We start from the raw sequence: 19,621 nt of genomic DNA on the forward strand, positions 1-19,621 counted from the left end.
ATCCAGGGCCGGCAACCGGCCAACCGCGAGGATTCAGGCTCATGCGCATACTCTGGACCCTGCCCTACCTGCCCTGGCCCACCACCAGTGGCAGCAAGACCCGGCAGTACCACCTGCTGCGCACCCTGGCGCAGCATGGCCACCGGATCACCTTGCTGGTGCAGTCCAAGATCCCCTTGAGCGATAGCGCGCGTGAAGCCCTGGAACCCTTGGTGGAACGCCTGATCGTACTGCCCAGGCGAGCACTGAACAGCCCAATGAACCTGTTCGCCTCACCCATAATCGACTACCCCATGCGGGTCATCATCAATGGTTTGGCGCCTTGTCTGCGACACCGTTTCGAACAACTGCTGGACGAACCCTGGGATGTGATCCAGATCGAGCACAGCTACAGCTTCCAGCCGTTCGAGAGGGCCCTGCAGGCCAGGGGCCTGCCGTACATGCTCAGTGAGCATTACCTGGAGTCGGTGATGGGTGCCGCCTGCCATGACCGCCTGCCGTTGTGGTTGCGTCCGCTGAACGCCTTCGACCGCTGGCGCTATCGGCGCTGGGAACAACGGGTACTGCGCCAACCCAGCGAGGTGGTGGCGGTCAGCGCTCACGATGCCGAACTGATCGGCCAGATCAGCGGCCGCCCGGTAAATGTGGTGGTCAATGGCGTGGACTGCGACCACTACCAGGACGTATGTCCTACCCCACATAGCCAACGCCTGCTGTTTGTCGGCAACTTCGAGTACGGCGCCAACCTGGAAGCGATCGAGTGGGCGCTGGAAGAAATCCTGCCCCAGGTATGGATGAGCAACCCGGCGGTACGCCTGGCCATTGCCGGGCACGCATTGCCGGCCAGCTGGAAGCTGCACTGGAACGACCCACGCATCGAGTGGGTAGGTTACCGTCCCGACCTGCGTGAGCTGCAGCGCCGCTCGGCGTTGTTCTTCGCCCCCCTGCGCCATGCTGGAGGCTCCAAGGTGAAGATCCTTGAGGCCCTGGCTGCCGGGCTACCGGTCATCACCACCAGCAAGGGCGCCTCGGGTTTGGCCATGAACAACGGCGAGCACTACCTGGGTAGCGACGACAGCGGCCAACTGGCTCTGTTGATCACCCAACTGCTCAATCAGCCTTGGCGCATGGGCCAGCTAAGCGTCGCCGGGCGTCAGTTTGCCCGTCAACGTCATGACTGGAGCGTCGCCGCCCAGCAGTTGGAGAACGTGCACATGCGCCTGACCCAGTTGGCACCGGCAGGCGCAGGCGCCAACGGCGGTGTGCTAGCCAAGTAGCTCACTGAACGGGATGAACGTTACCGCATCGCCCTGCCTGGGCGTGCTGCCCTCCAGCACCTCCACCACCCCGTCGGCCCAGGCCGCGCTACGCAGCACACCAGAACTCTGGTTCTTGTAGATGCGTACAAGACCGTCCTCGATGCGCGCGCGCAGGTACTCGCGGCGGGATCCGGCCTTGGGCCAGTCGAAGCCCGCCGGCACGCTGAACCGCAAGGGCGCGACGTTGCCCACGCCCAGCCGGCGGAGCAGGTAGGGCCGCGCCAGCAGGCCGAAGGTCACCAACGTCGAGGCTGGGTTGCCCGGCAAGCCGATAACCGGCACCCCTTGGTAATGGCCGAAGGTCAGCGGCTTGCCTGGTTTGATCGCCAGCTTCCACAGCGCCAGCTCGCCCGCTTCGCGCAGGGCCAGGCCAAGAAAATCTGCCTCGCCCACCGACACACCGCCAGTGGAGAGGATCAGGTCGACGCTCCCCAACTCGGCCAGGGACTGACGGGTGCGCGCAAGATCATCGGGCAGGATCCCGGCGTCGACCACCTCGCAGCCGAGGCGTTGCAGCCAGCTGACCAGCAAGCGCCGGTTGCTGTTGTAGATCTGCCCAGGCCCCAGTGGCAAACCCGGCTCGACCAGTTCATCGCCGGTTGAAAGCACCGCGACCCGTGGTTGGCGGCGCACTTCAAGTGTGCCGTAGCCCAGGGTCGCGGCCAGCCCGAGCTCGATCGGCCCCAACCGCGTGCCGGCGCTCATGACCTGTTCGCCGACACGGGTTTCCTGGCCCTTGGGGCGAACGTTCTGGGCCAGTGACAGGCTTTCGAGGAAGCGCACTCGCCCATCCGCGAGCACCTCGGTGTTTTCCTGCATCTCGACGCAATCGGCGCCTTCCGGTAGTGGCGCGCCGGTGAAGATTCGCGCGCAGGTGCCCGGCTCCAGCGGCTCCGGCGCATGCCCTGCGAAGATGCGCTGGGTCACCCGCAGCGGCTCGCCCTGCCAGTCGGCCAGGCGCAGGGCGTAGCCGTCCATGGCACTGTTGGGCCACGGCGGAAGGTCGAGGCCGGCCACCAGTTCATGGGCCAGGACCCGCCCTTCGGCTTCGGCCAGCGCGAGGTGTTCGGTCTCGGCGATGGGCGCCTTCTCGGCCAGCGCCAGCAGCCGCTCCAAGGCCTCTTCCACCGGCATCAACGGCCGGGCCACCTCAACCACGGCTGTCACAGGCCGCTGCCTGCTTCAGGTGCGGCACGAAGTTGCACGGCCGGTGACGGGCATCCAGCTGCTCGGCGAGGATGCCGTCCCAACCGGTGCGCACGGCATTGGTCGAGCCCGGCAGGCAGCAGACCAGGGTGCCGTTGGCAAGGCCTGCCAGGGCACGGGACTGCACGGTGGAGGTGCCGATGTCGGCCACCGAGATCTGCCGGAACAGCTCGCCAAAACCCTCGACCTGCTTGTCCAGCAGGCACGCCACGGCCTCCGGGGTGCTGTCGCGCCCGGTAAAGCCAGTGCCGCCGGTGATCAGCACCACCTGCACATTATCATCGGCGATCCAGGTCGCGACCTGGGCGCGGATCTTGTACAGATCGTCCTTGAGCAGCACGCGCTCGGCCAGGTGATGGCCAGCGGCGCCGAGCCGATCGACGAATAGCTGGCCGGAGGTGTCGGTATCGAAGGTACGGGTGTCGCTGACCGTCAGCACGGCGATATTCAGCGCTACGAAAGGGGTATCTGCCTTGGCTTTCATGGGAGTCCGTCGCGGGGGAACAGGGAATGTGCGCTGTTATATCACAGGCCACGGCGCCCAGACCGCGACGTTGTTCTTGGTCAATGCCGGTGCGATGGCGCTATGCTGCACTGTGCAAGGAACTTGCGTGGACGCCCTGCGTCTTAATGACATCTAGCACCATCGCACTGGAGAAACACGATGATCCAACGGACCCTTCCCGCCTTCCTGCTTGCCCTGGGCCTGGGCGCCCTCGCCGGCTGCGCCTCGCCAACCGTCATCACCCTGAACGACGGCCGCGAGATCCAGGCGGTGGACACCCCGTCGTATGACGACGACTCCGGCTTCTACGAATTCGAACAGCTCGACGGCAAGCGCACGCGCATCAACAAAGACCAGATCCGTACCGTCAAGGAGCTGTGATCCAGCCCTGCGTTTTTGGCGCAACTCCTTTTTGCAACAAGGGGTTGCGTTGAAAAAATCGATGCAGTAGGATTTCGGACATCGGAGTGTAGCGCAGCCAGGTAGCGCGTCTCGTTCGGGACGAGAAGGCCGCAGGTTCGAATCCTGTCTCTCCGACCAAAACCTGCAAAAAACCCGCCTTGCGCGGGTTTTTTGTTGCCTGCGAAAAGGCAAATCACCGGTGGGAGCAGGCCAGCCTACTCCCACGCTTGTGCGCTTACTCCGGCAACACCGGCACATGCAGCAGCTGCAAGCGCGCACTGCTCCATTCGCGGGTCTTGTTGGTCAACTCAAGGTCGTTGTTCAGCTTTTGGCCGTAGGTCGGCACGATTTCCTTGAGCTTGGCCTGCCACTCGGCGCTCTTGATCCGATCCTTGAAGGTCTTCTCCAGCACGGTCAGCATGATCGGCGCGGCGGTCGAGGCACCGGGGGACGCACCCAGCAGCGCGGCGATGCTGCCATCCTCGGCGGCCACCACTTCGGTACCGAACTGCAGCACGCCACCGTGCTCGGGATCCTTCTTGATCACCTGCACGCGCTGGCCGGCCTGGAGCAGTTGCCAGTCTTCGTTCTTGGCGTTGGGGAAGTATTCGCGCAGGGCCGCCATGCGGTCGTCGAAGCTGAGCATCAGCTGGCCCATCAGGTAGGTGCTCAGGTCGATGTTGTCGATGCCGGCATGCATCATCGGGCTGATGTTGTGGGTGGTCAGCGAACTGAACATGTCCAGCAACGAGCCGTACTTGAGGTACTTGGTGGAGAAGGTCGCGAACGGGCCGAACAACAGCACCTCCTTGCCATCGATCACCCGGGTGTCCAGATGCGGCACCGACATCGGCGGCGCGCCGACCGAGGCCTTGCCGTACAGCTTGGCCTTGTGGCGGGCGACCAGGTCGGCATTGTCGGTCATCAGGAACTGGCCACCGACCGGGAAGCCGGCATAGCCCTCGGCCTCCGGGATGCCGGACTTCTGCAACAGCTTGAGCGCGCCGCCACCGGCGCCGATGAAGACGAACTTGGCTTTGACCGCAGTCTCCTTGCCACCTTTGGCCAGGTCGGCCACCACCACGTTCCAGCTGCCGTCGTCGTTGCGCACGATATCGCGCACTTCATGGCTCAGGTGCAGTTGCACGTTCGAGTTGCGGGTCATGGCGGCGAACAGCTGGCGGGTGATCTCGCCGAAGTTCACGTCGGTACCGATGCCCATCCGGGTCGCGGCCACCTTCTGCCCGGGGTCACGGCCTTCCATCACCAGCGGCACCCACTGGCGGATCTGCTCGTGGTCCTCGGTGATCTCCATGCCGCGGAACAGTGAGCTGTGTTGCAAGGCCTCGACGCGCTTGTGCAGGAAGGCGACGTTCTCGTCACCCCAGACGAAGCTCATGTGCGCCACGTTGTTGATGAACGAACGCGGGTTGCTCAGCACGCCCTGCTCGACCTGGTAGGCCCAGAACTGCTTGGACACCTCGAACTGTTCGTTGACATTGACCGCCTTGCTGATGTCGATGCTGCCGTCCTTGCCGACGCTGGTGTAATTCAGCTCACAGAACGCCGAGTGGCCGGTACCGGCATTGTTCCAGGCATTGGAACTCTCTTCGGCGACCTGGTCCATGCGCTCGTAGACGTCGACTTTCCAATTCGGTTCCAGTTCGGTGAGGTAGGTGCCGAGGCTTGCACTCATGATGCCGCCGCCGATCAGCAGGACATCGACGGACTTTTGTGGCTCCGCGGGCTTGGAGCAGCCGATGACGCTCAGGCACAGGAGCGTCAGCAGGATTCTTTTCATTAGCTCAATCCAATTGAAGTGAAGGATTGGCAGTCGTTGCCCCCGGTGTGCACGCCCGGTTGTTGTTGTGGTTGGCAGGAGTTTCGCGAAATCGGGGCACGATCGCCTCGGGCCTTGGCCCGGGGCGCCGTAAAGCAGGGAGTGTGCCAGCCCGGGCGGGGCCACGGCTGACGCCGCCCACAGCGTCCTCGGCCAACCAATGGATGGCGACAATCCGCCACAGGTAACTGATGCGACATGCGAATATGGCGGATTTCCCCACCCTCAAAAGCATCGCGGTGCAAGTCGCATCGGCGCACCGCAATGGCGATTCAAGCGGTCAATCGAGAAGTCACTTCGCCCAACTGACCCGACAGTCCATGCAGGCGCTGTCCGGCCTGCTCGGTTTGCTGCACCGCCTCCTGGTTGGCGGTGGCGATGCGGGTGATCTCGACCAGGTTGCGCGAGATATCCTCGGCGACGCTGGTCTGCTCCTCGGCTGCGGTAGCGATCTGCCGGTTCATGTCGCGTATCGCTTCAACTGCCGTGGTGATGCGCTGCAGCATCTGCCCGGCGTGCTGCACCTGCTCGGCGCCCTCCTCGCTGCGCTGCCGGCCACTTTCGATAGCCTTTACCGCCTCCACCGCACCCGACTGCACCGCCTCGATGATCTGGTGGATCTCGGCGATCGATGCCGCGGTGCGCTGGGCCAGGCTGCGTACCTCGTCGGCTACTACCGCGAAACCCCGCCCGGCCTCGCCAGCACGGGCGGCCTCGATGGCGGCGTTAAGCGCCAGCAGGTTGGTCTGTTCGGCGATGCCGCGAATCACTTCAAGCACCTTGCCGATGCGCGTGCTGTCGTTTTCCAGGTGGCGAATCACCGCTGCGGTGCCGGCGATCTCGCGGTTGACCACGGCAATGGTGTCGATGGTGCGCTGCATGACCTGCTCGCCCGCCTGGGCACTGTGGTCGGCCTCGTCCGCCGCGCGGGCGGCATCGGCGGCATGGCGGGCCACTTCCTGGGCGGTGGCGGACATCTCGTGCATGGCCGTGGCGACCTGGTCGGTACGCTGGAACTGATCATGGGTGCCATGGGCCATGTCGCTGGCGATACGGCTGAGCTGGCCGCTGGCGCTCTCCAGCTCCTCGGCGTTGTCCTTGAGCCGACCGACGGTGTCGGCAAGAAAATCACGCAGGGTGTTGGCCGCCAGCGCCAGGCGCCCGAGTTCATCCTCGCGACGGCTGTCGACCCGGGCGGCGAAACGCCCCTGGCTGAGCTGGGCGACGTAGTCGATCAACTGGCGGATTGGCTCGACCAGGCTGCGGTTGACCAACCACAGGCTGAACAGCCCGACCAGCACGGCCGAGGCCAGCATCACCAGAACGCCCAACCACACCGTTCGCTCGGCGCTGGCGCTGATGGCGTCGGCACGCCCGTGGGCATCGGCGCGCAGTTGCTCCACCAGAGCACTCATCTGGTCGCTGGTGGCGCGGTCCACGCCCTTGACCGCCAGGTCGCCGGCCACCGGGTCGCCACCGGCAGCCAGGAATGCCTGGCGCCCTTGCTCGTAGGCCGAACCCAGCTGGCGGTGGCTGGCCTTGAGCTGCTCCAGGCGCGCCTTGAGCGCCGGATCGCTGCTGTCGATCAATTGCCCCAGCAATTGCTGCACCTGCTGCTCGCGGGCCTGGAACTGCTGCCAGTACTTGTCCAGCTCCGCCGGTTGGCGACCACGCAGCAGCACGTTCTTCCATTCCTGCACCTGGATCTTGAACTGCAGGTTGGCTTCGTCGATCAGCTGCGAGGCACGCAACGGTCCGTCCACCAGCTCGGCGTAGCCGCGCACACTGGAGGACAGGAACTGGAAGCACACCAGGGCGATCAACAGGATCGCCACCAGGCTGCCACCGAGCAGGGAGAGAATTTGGACTCTGAGGGATTTACGCAAGATTGCGATCTCGGAACAAGGAAGAGGGAAACGACGCACGCCGGCACCGCCGACAGAGGCCTCCTTGTCCTCGTTCGCTGCCCCATCAACGCCGCCATCGTGGGATGGCAACCAGGGCAAGCACCTGCGCAACAGCCGAGGCAGATAGTCTCAGGCAATTGCTACAGATTTGTTACAGAACAGCGACAGCAAGACACTCAGCCCGAGTTGAATTGCAGTGCTGCCAGGCGGGCGTAGAGTGGGCTTTGCTCGATCAGTTGTCGATGGGTCCCGACGGCCGCCAGTCGGCCTTTGTCGATCACCGCGATACGGTCGGCATGCTGCACCGTCGCCAGGCGGTGGGCGATGACCAGAGTGGTGCGCCCGGCCATCAGTTGTGGCAATGCCTGCTGGATCAGATACTCGCTTTGTGCGTCCAGCGCGCTGGTGGCTTCATCCAGCAGCAGAATCGGCGCATCCACCAGCAGCGCCCGGGCGATCGCCAGGCGCTGGCGCTGACCACCGGACAAGCCCACGCCACCCTCGCCCAAGGGTGTCTGGTAGCCCTGGGGCAGCTGGATGATGAATTCATGGGCATGGGCACCGCGCGCAGCCGCCTCGACCTCGGCCAGGCTGGCCTCGGGCCGACCGTAGCGGATATTGGCCTCGACCGTGCCGCGAAACAGCGCCGGCTGCTGGGCTACCAGGGCAAACTGGCGACGCAGGTCGACAGGTGCCAGCCCGGTGATCGGCTGGCCATCGAGCAAAATCGCGCCACCTTGCGGGTCGTAGAACCGCAGCAGCAGGTCGAACAGGGTCGACTTGCCAGCCCCCGACGGGCCGACCAGCGCCAAAGTCTCGCCGGGGCGGATATGCAGGCTGAGGCCGTCGACGGCCGCCACTGCGGGCCGTGACGGGTAGGCGAAGCGCACCTCGCGCAGTTCGATGTCGCCACTGGTACGCCCGTGCGCCAACCCCACCGGCTGTGACGGCGCCAGGATCGCCGTCTGCGCCGCCAGCAGCTCGGCGATGCGCTCGGCGGCACCGGCGGCCCGTTGCAATTCGCCGATCACCTCGCTCAGGGTGCCGAAGGCGCTGCCGACGATCAGGCTGTAGAACACGAACGCGGCGAGCTCGCCACCCGAGATGCGCCCAGCGATCACATCCGTGCCACCCACCCAGAGCATTACCCCCACTGCGCCAAGCACCAGCACGATCACCAGGGTAATCAGCCAGGCACGCTGAGCGATACGCCGCCGCGCCACGTCGAACGCCGCCTCCACGGTGTCACCGAACAGTGCCTGGTCACGCGCCTGGTGGTTGTAGGCCTGCACCGTCTTGATCTGGCCAAGGGTCTCGGCGACATAGCTGCCCACATCGGCCACCCGGTCCTGGCTCTGCCGCGACAGGCTGCGCACGCGCCGGCCGAACAGGAGGATCGGCGCCAGCACCAGGGGCAGGGCCAGCACCACGATGCTGGTCAGCTTGGGGTTAGTGACGAACAGCAGGATCACCCCGCCGACCACCATCAGCGCATTGCGCAGGAACAGCGACAGCGACGAGCCGATGACGGACTGCAGCAGAGTGGTGTCGGCAGTCAGCCGCGACTGGATCTCCGAACTACGGTTGTCCTCGAAGAACCCCGGATGCAGCCAGACCAGGTGGTCGAACACTGCCCGGCGGATATCGGCCACGCAGCGCTCGCCGATCCACGACACCAGGTAGAAACGGGCGAAGGTCCCCACCGCCAGCGCCACCACCAGCAGCATGAAGAGGCCGATGGTCTGGTTGAGCTGGTGCGCCGAGCCGGTCATGAAGCCCTGGTCGACCAGCAGACGGATGCCCTGCCCCATGGACAAGGTAATGGCGGCGGTGACCACCAGCGCCAGCAAGGCCAGCAGCGCCTGGCGGCGGTAGGGCCGGACGAACTGCCAGCCCAGGTGCAGGGCCCGGCGCTGGCGAGAAGAGATTGGATCAGGCATGGCAAGGCCATTCGGCTGGGGGATAGCACAAGACTACCACTCGTCGGCCTTCTGCAACCCTGGGATTGTGTCGCCGTCCCATCATCGAGCGGGGCAGTAGTGACTATGCCCAATCGTTCTAACCCGGTACTGGAGCTTTGCCGCGCTTTCTGTTGGACTGATTTGGCAAGACGCCTAACAAGCTGTCACAGACCAGTCACGGCGAAGCATTACCTTGAGCTTGAACCTGAAAGAGGAGACAGGACATGAGCTTGCAGCACACCAATACGGCCACTACCCAGACGCGCCCGCAACCTCAGGTTTGCGGCTCGATCATCGATGCCCAAGGCCGCGAAGTCCCGATCACAGAACAGATGATCCAGAAAGCCTGCAAAGACCTGGAAGACAGTCGGGTAGAGAAAGTCCGCAAGGACTGACCCCCCTTGAATTGCGTGCAAACCCGGCGCCTGCGCCGGGTTTTTCTTTGTGTGCCCCAGCCTCAACTGCGGGTAAGGACTTGGCCCACGACCGCCATCACACCAGAACCGCCCCCAACGCGCTGACCACCTGCGCCAGTTGCGGCGCCTCCCCCCGCAGCCGTACGGCCAATCCCTCGATTTCACGGCGCACCGGATAATGCTTGCGCAGCAGGTCGAACGCGGCGCGTTGCTCGGCCGAGTCGTCGCTGAGGCTGCGACGAAAATCCGCATCGTCGCGACGCGGGTCGTACACCGCGCGGCACAGGGTGGCCAATGTCCACCCCGGCTCCGCGCTGGCGTCGAACTCGATCAGCGCCAAGCCCGTCGCCGGCAACAGGTCGGCCAGTCGCACCTGCTCGGGCAAGCCCTGCCAGCGGCAGAACGCCTGGTAGATCTGCGCCGTGCCACGCTGCTTGCCATCCAGGCTGTAACCGGCGATATGCGGCGTGGCCAGGGTGCACAGATCGGCCAGCGCCAGGTCCACCTGCGGCTCGCCCTCCCACACGTCGAGCACCGCATGCACGTCCTCGCGATCCAGCAGCAGTTCGCGCAGGGCCGCGTTGTCCACTACCGGTCCACGGCTGGCGTTGATGAGCCAGGCGCCGGCACGCAGGCGCGCCAGGCCAGGCTGGTCGAGCAGGTGCCAGGTCGGGTGCTCGCCGCCGCGTTGCAGCGGCGTGTGCAGGCTGATCACATCGCATTGTTCGAGGATCGTCTCGAGATCGACAAAGTCGCCGCCCTCGCTGGCCTGGCGCACCGGGTCGCACACCAGCACCTTCCAACCGAGACCGCGCAGCACCCGCACCAGCCGCCCGCCGACCTCACCCGCGCCGACCACGCCGTAGACGCGCTTGCCCAGGTCGGCCCCCTCGAGCTCGGCCAGGGTCAGCAGGCTGCCCAGCACGTAGTCCACCACGCCACGGGCGTTGCAGCCCGGCGCGCTGCTCCAGTTAATACCGGCTTCGGCGAAATGTTCGAGGTCGAGGTGATCGGTGCCGATGGTGCAGGTGCCGACAAAGCGTACCCGACTGCCCTCGAGCAGTTGCCGATCGACGCGAGTCACCGAGCGTACCAGCAGCACGTCGGCGTCCTTGACGCAGGCGGCGTCGATGGCCCGGCCGGGATAACGGCGGATTTCACCGAAACCGGCAAAGAAGGCATCGAGCAGCGGGATATTCTCGTCGGCAACTATCAGCATGGCGCTCTCCTGTCAGGGGAGCGCAGTGTAGCGCGATCGCGGCGGGCTCAGTCGGCCTTCTTGCGGATCCAGTACAGGTAGGTTCCGGCGTCTTCTTCCTGGCCGAGCAGCTCGTGGCCGAGGAAGATGCAGAACTTGGGGATGTCGCGGCGGGTCGACGGGTCGGTGGCGATGACCTTGAGCACGCCGCCGGATACCAGCTCGCGCACATGCTTGTGCAGCATCATCACCGGCTCTGGGCAGTTCAGGCCGGTGGCGTCGAGGATCGCGTCGTGGGTGAAATCGGTCATGAAAGGCTCCGCAAAATGCTCGTCATTGTGGCGTATCGGCCGAGGGGCGCCAAGCCCACCCCCGCAAGAGCCGGGTACGGTGGGAGAGGGCTTGCCCCGCGATCGGCTCAGCGCGGCTTCAGGTCCAGCCGGCGCAGATGGCAAGTGACTTCCTCACGGTCGTGATACAGCTGCTTGCAGGCGATCGACACCTTCACCTTGCGCGCCTTGAACCCAGCCTCGATGCGATCCAGCAGCTTGCGAACCTCGGCATGGCGTTGCTTCATCGGCAGCTTCAGGTTGACCACCGCCTCGCGGCACAAGCCCTCGCCCAGCCAGGTCTCGATCAGCGAAGCGGTGCGCGCCGGCTTCTCGACGATATCGCAGACCATCCAGTCCACCGTCTGCTTCGGCTGCCAGGTAAAGCCGTCGGCCATCAGATGAGTGACCAGGCCGGTATCCATCAGGCTCTCGGCCATCGGCCCGTTGTCGATGGCGGTCACCAGCATGCCGCGCTTGACCAACTGGTAGGTCCAGCCGCCGGGCGAGGCGCCCAGGTCGACACCCGTCATGTCGTCGTTCAGGCGCGCGTCCCATTGCTCGCGCGGGATGAACTGGTGCCAGGCCTCCTCGAGCTTGAGGGTCGAGCGGCTCGGGGCCTCGCGGGGGAACTTCAGGCGTGGGATGCCCATCGGCCACAGCGCCGAGTTGTCGGCTTCGGCCAGGCCGAGGAAGACCCGGCGGCCGCTGATGAAAGTCAGCAGCAGACGCGGACGGCGGGCGTCATCGACCAGGCGGCCGGCCTTCTCCAGGGCCTTGCGCAGCGGCACCTCGAACTTGCGGCAGAAGGTCGACAGCTCCTTGCCCTCGTTGCTGTCGAGCACCTCCAGCCACAGGCTGCCGCACACCGGCAGCGCAGCCAGGTGCTCGAGCAGCACGCTGATACGGTCGGTCTCCGGCAGCTCGACGTACGTGCCGCGGGCCCACTGGCGCGGGAAGATCAGCTGCGAAAAGCGCAGCGCCTGCATCATGCGTTCGGCGCCACCGGGCTCGGTGCAGACGAACTCGGCGCAGGCACTCTGCGGCTTGCCCTTGGCATAGCCGGGCACGCCCAAATGGGCGGCGTGTTCGCTGATTTCGGCGCAGACCTCGCCCTCGAAGCCGGGCCGGCAATGCATGAACAGGGTATTCATTTCTCACTCCACATCACTGGCGCAGACGGCGCCAGGGCGGCGAATGATAAAGGAAGTCGGGAACCAGCGACACGCCCCATCGGTCCAGAAAAGGGTCGGGACCGGCAAACCGGTCTAACCTGACTGTTCAGCCAGGTCCGTGCCGTGCGGACTGGTCCAGAGCGGTGACACCGGCGAGCAACCCGCAGTCGCCGGGCACCGGAGCACAAGGAGTTGTAAATGCCCTCGCTCGATAGCCTGAAAACCCTCAAGACCCTCCAGGTGGCCGACCGCGCCTACCACTATTTCAGCTTGCCCGACGCCGCCCGCCAGCTCGGCGACCTGCAACGCCTGCCCATGTCGCTCAAGGTACTGCTGGAGAACCTGCTGCGCTGGGAAGACGGCAAGACCGTCACCGGCGACGACCTCAAGGCCCTGGCCGCCTGGCTGCAGGAGCGCCGCTCCGACCGCGAGATCCAGTACCGCCCGGCTCGGGTACTGATGCAAGACTTCACCGGCGTGCCGGCGGTGGTCGACCTGGCCGCCATGCGTGCGGCCATGGCCAAGGCCGGCGGCGACCCGCAGCGGATCAATCCGTTGTCGCCGGTGGACCTGGTGATCGACCACTCGGTGATGGTCGACCGTTATGCCACCCCGGCCGCGTTCGCCCAGAACGTCGACATCGAGATGCAGCGCAACGGTGAGCGCTACGCCTTCCTGCGCTGGGGCCAGAACGCCTTCGACAACTTCCGTGTGGTGCCGCCGGGCACCGGCATCTGCCACCAGGTCAACCTTGAATACCTGGGCCGCACGGTATGGACCCGCGAAGAGGACGGCCACACCTATGCCTTCCCCGACACCCTGGTCGGCACCGATTCGCACACCACCATGATCAATGGCCTGGGCGTGCTCGGCTGGGGCGTGGGCGGAATCGAAGCCGAGGCGGCCATGCTTGGCCAACCGGTATCGATGCTGATCCCCGAAGTCATCGGGTTCAAGCTCACCGGCAAGCTGCGCGAGGGCATCACCGCCACCGACCTGGTGCTGACGGTGACACAGATGCTGCGCAAGAAGGGCGTGGTGGGCAAGTTCGTCGAGTTCTATGGCGACGGCCTGGCCGACCTGCCGCTGGCCGACCGCGCGACCATCGCCAACATGGCCCCCGAGTATGGGGCCACCTGTGGCTTCTTCCCGGTCGACCAGGTGACCCTGGACTATCTGCGCCTGTCCGGCCGCCCCGAGGAAACCGTGCAACTGGTCGAGGCTTACTGCAAGGCCCAGGGTCTGTGGCGCCTGCCCGGCCAGGAGCCGCTGTTCAGCGACACCCTGGCGTTGGACATGAACGAGGTTGAAGCCAGCCTGGCCGGGCCGAAGCGTCCGCAGGACCGCGTTGCCCTGGGCCAGGTACGCCAAGCCTTCGACCACTTCATCGAGTTGCAACCCAAGCCCCTGGCCAAGGAGGTCGGTCGTCTCGAAAGCGAAGGCGGCGGTGGCGTGGCGGTGGGCAATGCCGACCAGGCCGGCGAGATCGACTACACCCACGACAACCAGACCCACACCCTGCGCGACGGCGCGGTGGTGATCGCCGCCATCACCTCCTGCACCAACACCTCCAACCCCAGCGTGATGATGGCCGCCGGGCTGGTGGCGAAGAAAGCCGTGGAGAAAGGCCTGCAACGAAAACCCTGGGTGAAGAGTTCGCTCGCCCCCGGCTCCAAGGTGGTCACCGACTACTACAAGGCCGCAGGCCTGACACCCTACCTCGACCAGCTCGGTTTCGACCTGGTCGGCTATGGCTGCACCACCTGTATCGGCAACTCGGGCCCCCTGGACGAGGCCATCGAGCAAGCCATCGGCAGCGCCGACCTCACCGTCGCCTCGGTGCTGTCGGGCAACCGCAACTTCGAAGGCCGGGTACACCCGCTGGTCAAGACCAACTGGCTGGCTTCGCCGCCGCTGGTGGTGGCCTACGCCCTGGCCGGCAGCGTGCGCGTCGACCTCAGCCAGGACCCGCTCGGCACCGGCAAGGACGGCAAGCCCGTGTACCTGCGCGACATCTGGCCAAGCCAGCAGGAAATCGCCGAGGCGGTCAGCAATGTCGACACCCGCATGTTCCACAAGGAATACGCCGAGGTGTTCGCCGGCGATGCCCAATGGCAGGCGATCGAGGTGCCACAGGCCGCGACCTATGTCTGGCAGGACGACTCCACCTATATCCAGCACCCGCCCTTCTTCGACGACATCGGCGGCCCACTGCCGGAGATCGCTGATGTGCGCAACGCACGCATCCTCGCCTTGCTCGGTGATTCGGTGACCACCGACCACATTTCACCGGCCGGCAACATCAAGGCCGACAGCCCGGCCGGGCGCTACCTGCGCGACAAGGGCGTGGAACCTCGTGACTTCAACTCCTACGGTTCGCGTCGCGGCAACCATGAAGTAATGATGCGCGGTACCTTCGCCAACATCCGCATCCGCAATGAAATGCTCGGCGGCGAGGAAGGTGGCAACACCCTGTACGTGCCCAGCGGTGAAAAGCTGTCGATCTACGATGCCGCCATGCGTTACCAGAAGGATGGCACGCCGCTGGTGGTGATCGCCGGGCAGGAATACGGCACCGGTTCCAGCCGTGACTGGGCGGCCAAGGGCACCAACCTGCTGGGGGTCAAGGCGGTGCTGGCGGAAAGTTTCGAACGCATCCACCGCTCCAACCTGGTGGGCATGGGCGTGCTGCCGCTGCAGTTCAAGGCGGGGGACGATCGCAAGCGCCTGGGGCTGACCGGCAGCGAGCGCATCGATGTGCTTGGGCTGACCGATGCGCAGATCCGCCCGGGCATGAGCCTGCCGCTGCGCATTACCCGCGAGGATGGGCGCCAGGACCAGATCGAGGTGCTGTGCCGGATCGATACGCTCAATGAGGTGGAATACTTCAAATCGGGGGGGATCCTGCATTATGTGCTGCGGCAATTGATCGCAGGGTAGGAACTCACTGCTCGCGCCCGCGCCTTTGGTGCGGGCTGTCGTGGGAGCGGGGTTGCCCCGCTCCCATGCCTGCGCCTTCATATCGTTGTTCCTGCAAAGCATGGTGTCCTGAAGCCGCTTGGCTGAGTCCTACCCTCCATGGACCCACCGGCACAAGGAAACCCAATGCCCCGTCTCCACTGGATCGCCCTGCTCCTGCTCGGCCTCGGCTACACCCTCGCACTGACCCACGGCAGTATCGGCCTGATCGCCCTGCCCGCCTTGCTCGCCCTGTTCTGCAGCGGCCTGCTGGCGCGCCGCCAGGTCCGCTGGCAACAGACCCTCGGCCACCTGCTCTTCGTCGTTCTCGCCATCGCCTTGGCGCTGCACTGGCTGCCCGGCTTCCATGGCGCCCGCGTCATCGACAAGGCCGTCCTCAGCGAAGGCGCGGTGACCTTCTCCATGTACCTGAACCTCGACAAACCGCTGATCGGCCTATGGCTGCTGCTGGCCTGCCCTTGGCTGGTAATGCTGCGCGCTCGCGGCCTGGCCATGAGCCTGGCGCTGATCCTGCCCCTTACCCTGTTCGCCTGCCTGGGTGGCGCCTGGACCCTGGGCCTGGTGGCCTGGGCACCGAAGTGGCCTGACCAGGCCTGGCTGTGGCTGGCCAACAACCTGCTGCTGGTGAGCCTGACCGAGGAACTGCTGTTCCGTGGCTATATCCAGGGCGGCCTGCAACGTCTGTTCAAGCATGAGGGGTTGGCCCTGCTGCTCGCCGCGCTGTTGTTCGGCCTCGCGCACCTGGCTGGCGGCTGGCAGTGGTTCTATCTGGCCACCCTGGCCGGGGTGGGATATGGTCTGGCCTATCGCCATGGAGGGTTGGCCGCGGCAGTCGCGTGCCATGCCTGCGTCAACCTGGCGCACTTCGCCCTGTTCAGCTACCCGATGCTGGCCCCGAGCTGAACAATCGGTCATGATCAGACTTATTCGTCATAATTTATAAAGAAAACTGCAATATTGAAGGCAATGGCTGCGATCAGGATGGTTGCGATAGCTCAACCACACCGATGGCTCCTTGCCGTAGATCAAGGCAGTCAAATATTCATTCAATAAAACCAGAGGCTTGCCGATACCCGTCGAAAGCCTTGCGGATTGAACAGCCAATGCGTAACAACCAGCCGATTACCCAGAGAGAACGGACTTTCCCTGCCCAGCAGCGGTTGATCTCCACCACCAACGCCAAAGGCGTGATCACTTACTGCAACGATGCCTTCATCGAGATCAGCGGGTTTTCCCGCGAAGAACTGATGGGCGCACCGCATAATCTGGTGCGCCACCCCGACGTCCCGGCCGCCGTGTTCGCCCATATGTGGCAGACCCTCAAGCAGGGCCTGCCGTGGATGGGCATCGTCAAGAACCGCTGCAAGTCGGGCGACCACTATTGGGTCAATGCCTACGTCACGCCAATCTTCGACAGCAACCAGGTGGTCGGCTACGAGTCGGTGCGGGTCAAGCCCACGGCCGAGCAGATCCGCCGCGCCGAGGCGCTGTACCAGCGCATCAACCAGGGCAAGTCGGCCATCCCGAAACGGGACAAATGGCTGCCGGTGCTGCAGGACTGGCTGCCGTTCATCCTGGTCAGCCAGATCGGTTTCCTGATCGGCAACTGGCTTGGCCACTCCTGGGGCTTTGCCCTGGCCGCCGGCTTGTCGGTGCCGCTCGGCCTGCTTGGGTTGAGCTGGCAGCAACGGGGCCTCAAGCGCTTGCTGCGCCTGGCCGAGCAGACCACTTCCGACCCCCTGATCGCGCAGATGTATACCGACAGCCGCGGCGTCCAGGCACGCCTGGAAATGGCCATGCTCAGCCAGGACGCACGCATGAAGACCTGCCTGACCCGGCTGCAGGACAGCGCCGAGCAGCTCAGCGACCAGGCCCGCCAGTCCGACACCCTCGCCCACCAGAGCTCCACGGGCCTGGAGCGTCAGCGCGTGGAGACCGAGCAGGTGGCTGCCGCCGTCAACCAGATGGCAGCCACCACCCAGGAAGTGGCCAACCATGTCCAGCGCACCGCAGACGCGACGCAGGAGGCCAATCGCCTGACTAGCCAGGGCCGCAATATCGCCGGCGAAACCCGTGATGCCATCGAGCGGCTGTCGGCTGCCGTGGGCGAAACCGGGCTGACCGTCACTCAACTGGCCAAGGACAGCGACGAGATTGGCGGCGTGGTCGATGTGATCAAGGGCATCGCCGACCAGACCAACCTGCTGGCGCTCAACGCCGCCATCGAAGCGGCGCGTGCCGGTGAGATGGGCCGCGGCTTCGCCGTGGTGGCCGATGAGGTCCGCCAGCTGGCCCAGCGCACCGCTGAATCCACCGGGCAGATCCACACACTGATCGCCAAGCTGCAACAGACTGCCAACAACGCGGTGCAGACCATGGAGACCGGCCATCGCCAGGCCCAGGAAGGTGTCGAGCGGGTCATGCAGGCCGACGAGGCATTGGTGGGCATCAGTGAGGCCGTGGCCAACATCACCGACATGGCGACCCAGATCGCCGCGGCCACCGAAGAGCAGAGCGCGGTGGCCGAGGAGATCAGCCGCAACATCAGCACCATCGCCGACCTCGCCGACCAGACCGCCGGCCAGGCCCAGCGCTCGGCGCTGCTCAGCGAAGAGCTGACCAGCACGGCGGGTACCCAGTACTCGCTGGTGGAGCGCTTCAACCGCTGATGGCAAAAGGCGCCGCTTAAGCGGCGCATCGCCGGCAAGCCGGCTCCCACACTGACCGCGAAGCCCTCAGGCCAAGCGCCATCTCTGTGGTAGCCGACTTGCCGGCGATGTTTTTACCAGTCGAGCTTCAGCCGGCTCTCGAAGTAACGCACCTCACCCGTCAACGGATCCTCGAAACGCAGGCTTTGGGCCAGCAGCTTGAGTGGTCGTGCGTAATCATCCTGCTCGTTGACCAGTTGCGGATAGAACGGATCGTTGCAGATCCCCGCGCCCAGCGCCGCCATATGAACGCGTAACTGGTGGGTCTTGCCGGTGACCGGTGACAGGCCATAGCGCCACAGATCGCCATTTTTCTCCAGCACACAGGCATGGGTTTCGCTGTTGTCGACTCCTTCCACCTCATGCATGCGGAAGAACGGCTCGCCATGCACCAGACGGCTGCGATGCACCAACGGGTAATCATGCTGCGGCATGGCCGCGGCAATGGCCTGGTAATGCTTGTCGATACGCCGCTCGGGGAACAGACGCTGATAGGCGCCACGGCTCTGCGGATTGGCAGAGAACAGCACCAGCCCGGCAGTGTGCCGGTCGATGCGATGCAGCGGCACCAGGTGCGGGTTGTCCAGGCGCCGGATCAGCCGACGCAGCAGGGTCTGCTCGACGTACTCGCCGGTAGGCGTCACAGGCAGGAAATGCGGCTTGTCTGCCACCACCAGGTGCTCATCCACATGCAGGATTTCTTCCTGCACCGGGATCACCTTTTCATTGGGTACTTCACGAAAATAGTGGAGGCGCATCCCCCTACGATAGCGGGTGTCCGCTGCAATGGGCTGGCCCTCGGCATTCAATACCCGCCCTCGGGCGAAGCGATCGAGCCACTGCTCACGCGCGATGCCCTTGAAATGATCGCACAGGCAGTCGAGCACGTTGGCCCAGGGCCCCGGAGGCAGGCATACGGTACTGGCTTGCTGGCGGGCGGGGTCAAAAGGCGTGGTCATCATCAGGCTCGGTCAAGCAGGGGCAGGCATTATCCCCTACCCGGCGTACCTCAACCAGCCTCGCACGCCGGCTCGCAACGCGCCTTTAGCCAGCGCAGCACCTGAACCGCGTCCCAGCGCCCCGGATCGTAGAGGGCGTAGCTCATTCCCTGGTAGCCCACCACATCCAGCGGGCGGTGAAAACCGGCGCGCTGGAACAGCGCCTCGATCTCGGCGAAACAGGTATTGAAATGGACCTTGCCGAACGGTGTGCGCTCGTCGGTGACGATGCCATCGAGGCGCAGTTCCAGCACCGCCTCGCACACACGCTCGGGGGCCATGTGGTTGATGCTGTACTTGAGTTGCTCGACATTGAGCATGGCTTCACCTTGGATACTGTATTTATATACAGCATACGTAGCCAGCCACCGCGCCGTCAATGCGCCGCCGCTCAACCAAGGAAGGCCACCACCTGCTCGGCATCGAACGGCCAGCCCAGCTCGGCGCCGGTGTCACAGCGGCGCAGTACCGGGATGACCAGGCCGTAGCGTTCGAACAGCACCTCGTCCTCGGCGATATCGACCAGCTCGACCAACAAGCCGTGCTCGACGAATGGCATCAGCATGGCTTCGGCCACTTCGCACAGATGGCACCCGAGGGTGCCGAACAATTGGGTTTCAGGCAGCATGCGTCTATCCGCAAAATCGCAGGAAGGGATGCTCATTCTAGGTCCGCCTG

General features: G+C 64.9%; 17 protein-coding genes, 1 tRNA gene and 1 pseudogene. 7 read left to right on the plus strand and 12 right to left on the minus strand.

From position 1 onward, the window contains the following. The first annotated feature begins 41 nt into the window (after positions 1-41). Positions 42-1,277, plus strand: coding sequence for a glycosyltransferase family 4 protein (locus tag BMY03_RS06325; RefSeq protein ID WP_094010560.1), 1,236 nt, complete (start codon positions 42-44; stop codon positions 1,275-1,277). On the opposite strand, the gene BMY03_RS06330 is transcribed toward BMY03_RS06325, so the two are convergent. Both BMY03_RS06330 and moaB read right to left on the minus strand, forming a co-directional pair. Further along, the gene (locus BMY03_RS06330) at positions 1,266-2,453 is read right to left on the minus strand and encodes a molybdopterin molybdotransferase MoeA (RefSeq protein WP_094010752.1); all 1,188 of its coding nucleotides are present in this window, start codon (positions 2,451-2,453) and stop codon (positions 1,266-1,268) included. The two genes, BMY03_RS06325 and BMY03_RS06330, sit on opposite strands and share 12 nt — an antisense overlap. 16 nt (positions 2,454-2,469) lie before the next feature. Then, positions 2,470-3,009 carry a molybdenum cofactor biosynthesis protein B gene (gene moaB / locus BMY03_RS06335; protein ID WP_038705737.1) on the minus strand — a complete coding sequence of 180 codons (540 nt, stop codon included), beginning with the start codon at positions 3,007-3,009 and terminating at the stop codon, positions 2,470-2,472. 180 nt (positions 3,010-3,189) lie between these two features. Here moaB and BMY03_RS06340 point away from each other — a divergent pair, with 180 nt between their 5' ends. Both BMY03_RS06340 and BMY03_RS06345 read left to right on the plus strand, forming a co-directional pair. Then, on the plus strand, positions 3,190-3,411 hold the full coding sequence (locus BMY03_RS06340; RefSeq protein WP_023632528.1) for a YgdI/YgdR family lipoprotein: 222 nt from the start codon (positions 3,190-3,192) through the stop codon (positions 3,409-3,411). A gap of 82 nt (positions 3,412-3,493) precedes the next feature. Continuing rightward, positions 3,494-3,570 (plus strand) — tRNA-Pro (locus BMY03_RS06345). Between the two features lie 97 nt (positions 3,571-3,667). Here the strand turns inward: BMY03_RS06345 and mqo are convergent. The 4 genes and pseudogenes from mqo to BMY03_RS06360 all read right to left on the minus strand — a co-directional run bounded on the left by mqo (position 3,668) and on the right by BMY03_RS06360 (position 9,119). Then, positions 3,668-5,233, minus strand: coding sequence for a malate dehydrogenase (quinone) (gene mqo, locus BMY03_RS06350; RefSeq protein ID WP_094010561.1), 1,566 nt, complete (start codon positions 5,231-5,233; stop codon positions 3,668-3,670). Between the two features lie 311 nt (positions 5,234-5,544). Continuing rightward, positions 5,545-6,312, minus strand: coding sequence for a methyl-accepting chemotaxis protein (locus BMY03_RS26910; protein ID WP_371041490.1), 768 nt, complete (start codon positions 6,310-6,312; stop codon positions 5,545-5,547). A 165-nt stretch (positions 6,313-6,477) separates the two neighbouring features. Continuing rightward, positions 6,478-6,687: pseudogene (locus BMY03_RS26915) on the minus strand (methyl-accepting chemotaxis protein); the annotation flags it as partial. Positions 6,688-7,355: 668 nt separating this feature from the next. Continuing rightward, a complete protein-coding gene (locus tag BMY03_RS06360; RefSeq protein WP_094010562.1) occupies positions 7,356-9,119 on the minus strand; it encodes an ABC transporter transmembrane domain-containing protein in 1,764 nt (587 codons plus the stop codon). A gap of 245 nt (positions 9,120-9,364) precedes the next feature. Between BMY03_RS06360 and BMY03_RS26320 the strand changes: the two genes are divergently transcribed. Next, entirely contained in the window at positions 9,365-9,535 is a 171-nt protein-coding gene (locus BMY03_RS26320; RefSeq protein WP_023631968.1) for a PA1571 family protein, read from the plus strand. A gap of 97 nt (positions 9,536-9,632) precedes the next feature. Here the strand turns inward: BMY03_RS26320 and pdxB are convergent, their stop codons facing one another. The 3 genes from pdxB to rlmM form a co-directional block, all read right to left on the minus strand. Continuing rightward, complete coding sequence (gene pdxB, locus BMY03_RS06365) at positions 9,633-10,775, minus strand: 4-phosphoerythronate dehydrogenase PdxB (protein ID WP_094010563.1); 1,143 nt, start codon at positions 10,773-10,775, stop codon at positions 9,633-9,635. Between the two features lie 47 nt (positions 10,776-10,822). Further along, positions 10,823-11,065, minus strand: a complete 243-nt coding sequence (gene tusA, locus BMY03_RS06370; RefSeq protein WP_023632607.1) for a sulfurtransferase TusA — start codon at positions 11,063-11,065, stop codon at positions 10,823-10,825. A gap of 107 nt (positions 11,066-11,172) precedes the next feature. Next, positions 11,173-12,237, minus strand: coding sequence for a 23S rRNA (cytidine(2498)-2'-O)-methyltransferase RlmM (rlmM, locus tag BMY03_RS06375; RefSeq protein ID WP_038705734.1), 1,065 nt, complete (start codon positions 12,235-12,237; stop codon positions 11,173-11,175). Positions 12,238-12,456: 219 nt separating this feature from the next. Here rlmM and acnA point away from each other — a divergent pair, with 219 nt between their 5' ends. From acnA to BMY03_RS06390, 3 genes are all read left to right on the plus strand, one after another. Continuing rightward, complete coding sequence (gene acnA, locus BMY03_RS06380) at positions 12,457-15,198, plus strand: aconitate hydratase AcnA (RefSeq protein WP_094010564.1); 2,742 nt, start codon at positions 12,457-12,459, stop codon at positions 15,196-15,198. Between the two features lie 165 nt (positions 15,199-15,363). Next, complete coding sequence (locus BMY03_RS06385; RefSeq protein ID WP_094010565.1) at positions 15,364-16,140, plus strand: CPBP family glutamic-type intramembrane protease; 777 nt, start codon at positions 15,364-15,366, stop codon at positions 16,138-16,140. A gap of 200 nt (positions 16,141-16,340) precedes the next feature. Further along, positions 16,341-17,906, plus strand: coding sequence for a methyl-accepting chemotaxis protein (locus tag BMY03_RS06390; protein WP_023630969.1), 1,566 nt, complete (start codon positions 16,341-16,343; stop codon positions 17,904-17,906). Between the two features lie 113 nt (positions 17,907-18,019). Here the strand turns inward: BMY03_RS06390 and BMY03_RS06395 are convergent, their stop codons facing one another. The 3 genes from BMY03_RS06395 to BMY03_RS06405 all read right to left on the minus strand — a co-directional run bounded on the left by BMY03_RS06395 (position 18,020) and on the right by BMY03_RS06405 (position 19,571). Further along, positions 18,020-18,904: a pseudouridine synthase gene (locus tag BMY03_RS06395; RefSeq protein WP_094010566.1), complete on the minus strand. Its 885-nt coding sequence runs from the start codon at positions 18,902-18,904 to the stop codon at positions 18,020-18,022. A 50-nt stretch (positions 18,905-18,954) separates the two neighbouring features. Continuing rightward, positions 18,955-19,263 (minus strand): hypothetical protein, encoded by a 309-nt coding sequence (locus BMY03_RS06400; protein WP_023630967.1) that lies wholly within the window; start codon positions 19,261-19,263, stop codon positions 18,955-18,957. A 71-nt stretch (positions 19,264-19,334) separates the two neighbouring features. After that, complete coding sequence (locus tag BMY03_RS06405) at positions 19,335-19,571, minus strand: glutaredoxin family protein (RefSeq protein WP_023630966.1); 237 nt, start codon at positions 19,569-19,571, stop codon at positions 19,335-19,337. Between the last annotated feature and the right edge of the window lie 50 nt (positions 19,572-19,621).

It is taken from the genome of Pseudomonas soli (assembly GCF_900110655.1).
Lineage (GTDB): Bacteria > Pseudomonadota > Gammaproteobacteria > Pseudomonadales > Pseudomonadaceae > Aquipseudomonas > Aquipseudomonas soli.

What these genes read in the sequence shown, in the direction of transcription:
- BMY03_RS06325 (WP_094010560.1), top strand. Translation starts at nt 42, where the DNA reads ATGCGCATACTCTGGACCCTGCCCTACCTGCCCTGGCCCACCACCAGT.
- mqo (WP_094010561.1), bottom strand. Translation starts at nt 5,233, where the DNA reads ATGAAAAGAATCCTGCTGACGCTCCTGTGCCTGAGCGTCATCGGCTGC.
- BMY03_RS06385 (WP_094010565.1), top strand. Translation starts at nt 15,364, where the DNA reads ATGCCCCGTCTCCACTGGATCGCCCTGCTCCTGCTCGGCCTCGGCTAC.
- BMY03_RS06330 (WP_094010752.1), bottom strand. Translation starts at nt 2,453, where the DNA reads ATGCCGGTGGAAGAGGCCTTGGAGCGGCTGCTGGCGCTGGCCGAGAAG.
- BMY03_RS06395 (WP_094010566.1), bottom strand. Translation starts at nt 18,904, where the DNA reads ATGACCACGCCTTTTGACCCCGCCCGCCAGCAAGCCAGTACCGTATGC.
- BMY03_RS26910 (WP_371041490.1), bottom strand. Translation starts at nt 6,312, where the DNA reads ATGGCCCATGGCACCCATGATCAGTTCCAGCGTACCGACCAGGTCGCC.
- moaB (WP_038705737.1), bottom strand. Translation starts at nt 3,009, where the DNA reads ATGAAAGCCAAGGCAGATACCCCTTTCGTAGCGCTGAATATCGCCGTG.
- BMY03_RS06340 (WP_023632528.1), top strand. Translation starts at nt 3,190, where the DNA reads ATGATCCAACGGACCCTTCCCGCCTTCCTGCTTGCCCTGGGCCTGGGC.
- tusA (WP_023632607.1), bottom strand. Translation starts at nt 11,065, where the DNA reads ATGACCGATTTCACCCACGACGCGATCCTCGACGCCACCGGCCTGAAC.
- rlmM (WP_038705734.1), bottom strand. Translation starts at nt 12,237, where the DNA reads ATGAATACCCTGTTCATGCATTGCCGGCCCGGCTTCGAGGGCGAGGTC.
- BMY03_RS06400 (WP_023630967.1), bottom strand. Translation starts at nt 19,263, where the DNA reads ATGCTCAATGTCGAGCAACTCAAGTACAGCATCAACCACATGGCCCCC.
- pdxB (WP_094010563.1), bottom strand. Translation starts at nt 10,775, where the DNA reads ATGCTGATAGTTGCCGACGAGAATATCCCGCTGCTCGATGCCTTCTTT.
- BMY03_RS06390 (WP_023630969.1), top strand. Translation starts at nt 16,341, where the DNA reads ATGCGTAACAACCAGCCGATTACCCAGAGAGAACGGACTTTCCCTGCC.
- BMY03_RS06360 (WP_094010562.1), bottom strand. Translation starts at nt 9,119, where the DNA reads ATGCCTGATCCAATCTCTTCTCGCCAGCGCCGGGCCCTGCACCTGGGC.
- acnA (WP_094010564.1), top strand. Translation starts at nt 12,457, where the DNA reads ATGCCCTCGCTCGATAGCCTGAAAACCCTCAAGACCCTCCAGGTGGCC.
- BMY03_RS06405 (WP_023630966.1), bottom strand. Translation starts at nt 19,571, where the DNA reads ATGCTGCCTGAAACCCAATTGTTCGGCACCCTCGGGTGCCATCTGTGC.
- BMY03_RS26320 (WP_023631968.1), top strand. Translation starts at nt 9,365, where the DNA reads ATGAGCTTGCAGCACACCAATACGGCCACTACCCAGACGCGCCCGCAA.